Below are 4714 nucleotides of genomic sequence, written 5' to 3'. Positions count from 1 at the left end.
GAGCAGCCTGCCCTCCTTGTACCAGCGGATCGCCTGCATCCCTTCCGATGTCTTCTCCACACCCAGTGTTGCCGCGGCGATGGCATCGAGCGAGAGCCGGTGCTGCAAAGCCTTTTGCAGTTCGACCAGCATGTCCAGCGTCGGAATCTGCCGCAGGTCGAGCGCCGTGTATCCGTGCAAAACCTCATAATCGAAACGCAGGTTGTTGAACCCCACCACCAGGTCGGCCCGCTGCAACTCGCCGATCAGTTCATTGACCTGCGGCTCACCATAGATCCGGTAGTCACCGCGTCCCGTGTTGTATGTCACGCCGACGCTCATCTTCATCAGGTTGATCTTGTCCCAACCGCCGACTTCGTCCGCAGACTTTTGCGTTTCCAGGTCGAAATAAACAATGTTCTTCATCGGGATGAACCGCGCTGACCGACGGCGCGACCAACTCTACCGGGCGGCACGTTTGAGACAAAACAAAAACTCGAATCACAAAACTGCGCGCGCGTCGCCTGTCTCCGCGCAAATATCCTCTTTTCAGTCTGCATGGCCGCCGATTAAGATGAGCGCGTGAAGCACAAAGGCAAGGCCCTGCACGCCGCGCTCAAATTGATCCTCTGGACGTTGATCGCGTTGCTGCTGGCCACGGCAGCGGGAGTGCTGGCGACGATCGTTGGCGCCTTCGTCGCCGCTATTGCGGGATTTCTGTTCGGTGTATGGGTTCTGTTCGCTTTGTTTTGCCTCTGGTTCTTTCGCGACCCGGACCCGCGCGTTCCGCCCGACGCCGGCGTGATCGTGTCGCCCGCCCACGGCAAGGTGGATGTCATCGACGAAACTTCGGAGGGGGAGTTCCTGGGAGGTCCCTGCCGGCGGGTGTCCATTTTTCTTTCTGTCGTGGAAGTGCATGTGCAAAAGGCGCCGGTCGCGGGACGAATTGCCTGCCTGAAACGGACGAACGGCCAGTTCATGAGCGCACTCAAACACGAATCCGCAGACCACAACGAGAACGTGCTGGTCGGCTTTGACTCGGCCGAAAAGCCCGGCGAGAAGATTGCCGTGCGTCTGATCGCCGGCGTCCTCGCCCGCCGCATTGTTCCGTGGATCACCGTCGGCGATGAAGTGACTCGCGGCGAACGGATAAGTCTGATTCAATTCGGCTCACGTGTGGACATTTACCTCCCCTTGACGGCCCAGATCCGCGTCAAACTCGGTGATAAGGTACGCGGCGGCGAATCCGTGATCGCCGCCCGCGGGTAAAACCTGTATGGCGACGGAGATCAACAATCCTCCCGCGAATGAAACCGGGTCGGGCAAACTGAGAATCTATCTCCTGCCCAACCTGCTGACCGCAGGGAATCTCTTCTGCGGGTTTCTGGCACTGACGCGCATCGTTGAAGCGGACATCACCGACGCGAATTTTGCCAAAGTCATCCGCAACGCCATTTTTTTCATCATCCTCGCCTGTGTGTTTGATCTGCTGGACGGTCGCGTGGCGCGTCTGGGCGGCTACGAAAGTCCGTTTGGCCGGGAGTTCGATTCACTGGCGGACATCATTTCCTTCGGTGCCGCGCCGGCGTTCCTGGTCCACCGCGTGGTGCTGCGCGACGTGTTTGCAAGCCACCCCGAATTCGGCTGGTTCATCGCGTCCATCTATTTGATCTGCGGCGCGTTCCGGCTCGCGCGCTTCAATTGTCTCGCCATGCAGGCGCAAGGCAGCGGCGGCAACGAATTCCTTGGATTTCCCATTCCTTCGGCCGCCGGTCTCGTCGCCTCGATTACCCTGTTCCTGTTGTGGCTGGATGAGCACGAATGGCTCGATGAACGGTTCGTACGGACTCCCTGGCGCTACTCGCTGCCGGTCATTCTGGTGTTTCTGTCCGTCATGATGGTCAGCGAGGTGAAGTATCCGTCGTTCAAAAAATTCGACTGGCGCGCCCGCCGGACATTTCCAAAGATGGTCGTCACCATTGTGGCCGTCGGATTTTTCCTCATTGCCTGGCACCAGGTCATTCCTGTGTTGCTGCCGCTTTTTTTTACGGCCTATCTTGTTTACGGCTTCATCCGCCCGCGGCTGTCGCGCAAGATGGTTCACGATATCGAGGAAGAAGACGACGAGGAGGAACCTTCCCCGTAGCCTTGCATGGCCAGTCTCTCTGATTACCTGATACCCGCCCTCACTGGTTTTCTGAGCGGGTTTCTCGTTTCGATTCCGGTCGGGCCCATCAACATTTCCATTGTGAACGAAGGCGCGGTGCGTGGCTTCGGCTGGGCGTTCCTCATCGGCCTGGGGGCGACGATCATGGAGGTGATCTACTGCGCCGTTGCGTTTGCCGGATTCGCTCCCCTGTTCGATTCGCGGTGGGTCAAGGCGACGATGGAACTGGTCAGCTTCCTGTTGATGCTCGGTCTCGGCGTGAAATATCTGCTGGCGCGTTCGCTGCCCGCCACCACGCGCAGTGTCGAGTCCATCGAACACCGCCTCCATCCACACACGGCCTTCTGGACCGGGTTCGTCCGTTGTCTCGGCAACCCGGGCGTGTTGCTGTGGTGGATCACCGCCGCGGCCACGTTCATCGCGCACGATCGGATGAACGACACCTGGCCCAGCAAGGGCGCCTGTCTCCTCGGCGTGGCGCTCGGCTGCTTCGCCTGGTTCACGCTGTTGAGCTTCCTCGCCGCACGAAGGCACGGGCGATTTTCGACCAACACGCTCCTGAAAATGTCGCGCGCGTCCGGCGCAACCCTGCTGGTTGTGTCGCTGCTCATTGGCGCGCGGCTCGTTCGGTTGCTGGCCCACCGGTAAAAGCGTGGCTCAGGCGTCCGCCGCGTACCGTCGCAGGTACTTCACGCCTACAATCAGGTCCTTGGGCCAGGGCGCGGCAATCATCACGCCCGAGCCAGAAACCGGATGCGTGACGTCGAGTCGTTCGGCGTGCACCGCCGCGCGATCAATCAGCGGGCGCTCTTCGTGGCCCGGCTTCAAACGATAGCCTGATTTCAAACGGGACAGCAGCAGCGGCGCGCCGCCGTAGAGTCTGTCGCCCACAACCGGAAGGCCGGCGTGGCGCAAATGCGCGCGGACCTGATGAGTCCGCCCGCTCAATGGACGGCATGTCAGCAGCGCGTAACGCGAAAAACGTTCTGACACTTCGAAGAGTGTTCTCGCTTTTTTCCCCTGCCGGCTGTCCACGCGCATCAAACCGGGGTGTGCCGGATGCGGAGACAGTCTGGCGTCGATTTCAAACGCATTTCCCGCGGGCGCGCCCTGGACCAGCGCGACGTGCGTAATGGCCGGTTTCCCCGCATCGAACTGGGCGGCCAGCGCGGCCAGCGCTGACTTGTGCCTGGCGAGCAGGAGCACGCCGCTGGTTTCAAGGTCGAGCCGGTGCGCGTTCGCGAGATAGGTCAGGTGCCGCTCGCGCGCCCACGATGCGCCGCGGGCAATGTCCCGGTGCAGCAGTTTCATCAGGTTGGGCCGTAGCGGCTCACGGCGGTCCGGCGACGTCAGCAAACCACTTGGTTTGTCGAGTACCAGCAGATGTTCGTCCTCCCAGAGAATGGGAATCCGCCAGAACTCGCGTGTCTCCGGCGCGGAAAGCCTGATGAAAACACCCACCGGTTTTGTCATAAACAAATCCGGCCGCAACGCCGCCCTAATCGGAACCGGACTTGTTCCGGGAGGACGCGAAGTTGGGGTGCGCCTGATCGTACTCCTTGCGCAGCCATTGGTTCAACGCTTCACGCTGGCGCTGCTCCCGCAAACTGGCGGTGAAAGCCGGCATCTCCACCTTCATTTTCGCTTCGTCCACTGGCAGCCGCGACACCAGGTGGACGATGATCCCCTGTTTGCCGTCGCGCGCCATTTCGAAACGGCTCGTCTTGCCCGGCGTCAATGCAAACGCGACATCCTTGAGCAGGCTCAGGTCAACCCGGTCCTCCCATTCCTTCGGCAATGAACGTGTGCTGAGCGCAAACGGCGGCAGCTTCTGCGAAATCACCCCGGCTTCGAGGCAAACGGCCTGAAACGATTTGTTCTGCGCGAATCCGTTGGTGAGAACGCTGTAAAACGCCTGGCCCGCTTTTCGGGCCGCTTCCGACGCCTCGCGCTCGCGAAACTCCGCCGTGACCCTTTCACGGACGGCGTCCAGTGGCGGCAACTCGCTCGGGATCCGGTTCTTCAGCGTGATGACAAAGACACCGTCCTCGCCCGGAAGCGGATCGCTGGGCATCGGCATTTCCGGTGTCAGCGCGAAGGCGGCCTGCGTGAACGTGTCGAGCACCTTCAACTCCTTCGGACCATCGCGACGTGTGAACGGTTGAGTGACTCCGGACTGGTTGCCCGTCGCCGCGGCCAGTTTCTCCAGATTGTCCGATTGTTTGGGTTGTTTATGGTACAGATCGTCGAGTTGTTCCATGAACTCCGTGGCCTTCCTCTTGGCGGCGGTCATGGCAAACCCTTCGCGCTGCTCGCCTTTCAGTTTTTCGATTGCGGCGGGGTGCGACAGCGATCTGCCGTCGGCATCCTTGAAAAAGTCCGGACCGCGCTGCTGATAGAACGCCTCCAGGCGCTCGGTCAAATTCGTGATCTTCGCCAGTTGTTCGTCGGCCTCGGCCAGATAATTGGTCAGCTCGAATTTTACGTAGCTGACCTGCACGCGCTCGGGAATGCGGTACGCGGCCATGTTGTTCGAGTAAAACTGCCCCAGCGCGGCGGGCGTCGCCT

Annotated in this window: 6 protein-coding genes; 3 read left to right on the top strand and 3 right to left on the bottom strand. The window is 60.7% G+C overall.

The annotated features are described in order from the left end of the window. A partial coding sequence (locus tag VN887_08325; protein HXT40014.1) for a ribonuclease H-like domain-containing protein occupies window positions 1–405 on the bottom strand: 405 nt, incomplete at its 3' end. Window positions 406–561: 156 nt separating this feature from the next. On the opposite strand from VN887_08325, the gene VN887_08320 reads away from it, so the two are divergent. From VN887_08320 to VN887_08310, 3 genes are read left to right on the top strand one after another with little or no spacing between them, the layout of a single operon-like run. Continuing rightward, window positions 562–1248 (top strand): phosphatidylserine decarboxylase, encoded by a 687-nt coding sequence (locus tag VN887_08320; protein HXT40013.1) that lies wholly within the window; start codon window positions 562–564, stop codon window positions 1246–1248. 7 nt (window positions 1249–1255) lie between these two features. Next, a complete protein-coding gene (gene pssA / locus VN887_08315; GenBank protein HXT40012.1) occupies window positions 1256–2125 on the top strand; it encodes a CDP-diacylglycerol--serine O-phosphatidyltransferase in 870 nt (289 codons plus the stop codon). 6 nt (window positions 2126–2131) lie between these two features. Beyond that, entirely contained in the window at window positions 2132–2794 is a 663-nt protein-coding gene (locus tag VN887_08310; GenBank protein ID HXT40011.1) for a LysE family transporter, read from the top strand. Between the two features lie 9 nt (window positions 2795–2803). Here VN887_08310 and VN887_08305 read toward each other — a convergent pair whose 3' ends face one another. Together VN887_08305 and VN887_08300 are read right to left on the bottom strand one after the other, a co-directional pair. Next, window positions 2804–3619, bottom strand: coding sequence for an RluA family pseudouridine synthase (locus tag VN887_08305; GenBank protein ID HXT40010.1), 816 nt, complete (start codon window positions 3617–3619; stop codon window positions 2804–2806). A gap of 25 nt (window positions 3620–3644) precedes the next feature. Then, the coding region (locus VN887_08300) for a hypothetical protein (protein ID HXT40009.1) at window positions 3645–4714 on the bottom strand (1070 nt) is incomplete at its 5' end.

It is taken from the genome of Candidatus Angelobacter sp., assembly GCA_035607015.1.
Lineage (GTDB): Bacteria > Verrucomicrobiota > Verrucomicrobiia > Limisphaerales > AV2 > AV2.
The sequence above is the reverse complement of the archived record's forward strand: the minus strand, read 5'-3'. Positions and strand labels throughout refer to the sequence as shown.

What these genes read in the sequence shown, in the direction of transcription:
- VN887_08310 (HXT40011.1), top strand. Translation starts at nt 2,132, where the DNA reads ATGGCCAGTCTCTCTGATTACCTGATACCCGCCCTCACTGGTTTTCTG.
- pssA (HXT40012.1), top strand. Translation starts at nt 1,256, where the DNA reads ATGGCGACGGAGATCAACAATCCTCCCGCGAATGAAACCGGGTCGGGC.
- VN887_08305 (HXT40010.1), bottom strand. Translation starts at nt 3,619, where the DNA reads ATGACAAAACCGGTGGGTGTTTTCATCAGGCTTTCCGCGCCGGAGACA.